The sequence below is a fragment of the Bartonella sp. CL70QHWL genome (genome assembly GCF_042194855.1).
Taxonomy (GTDB): Bacteria; Pseudomonadota; Alphaproteobacteria; order Rhizobiales; family Rhizobiaceae; genus Bartonella.
Map to the genome: position 1 here is coordinate 1 of NZ_JBHINJ010000145.1, position 522 is coordinate 522.

Sequence of the window (522 nt, forward strand, 5' to 3'; positions counted from 1 at the left end):
ATATTGATTTCTGCGCCACCTACTTTTGCACCAATAGTGAGACGACTCGTTGTCTTATCTTGCTGAACAAAGCTCTCGCTTTCCACTTTGGTAATCACATTATTAACCTGTTCAGTCAATTTATTCTGAACATTCGTGATAGAACTTCCAACACCGGCAAGTGCATCCGCTACATCAGGATATTCTTTGTTTTCTGTTTCGCCATCATCCTTAACGGACTTAACAGTAAATTTAGGAGCGGTCCACGCGCCATTTTCATATTTAGCGCCACCACCTAAATACTTGGCTATATTCGTGGCTACAGTTGTAACATTTTGATTTGTAGTAAACAACTGAGAACCATTGACTGCTTCCGTCGACTCTTCCGAAAGCATTCCAGCGTCCACACCTGAAATGGTCCGAGGTTCGCTTTTAGGGCCGCTAAAATCAAGATCAAATCGTTCCCATAGATCCTTACCAATAGTAATAAGACCTGTCTTTTCATTTTTCTTAACAAGAATACTGTCTCTTACATCAGCAACC

At 41.2% G+C, this 522-nt stretch carries 1 pseudogene; it reads right to left on the reverse strand.

The window, feature by feature from the left end:
* Nucleotides 1-522, reverse strand: a pseudogene (locus ACFIJZ_RS10160) (hypothetical protein); the annotation flags it as partial.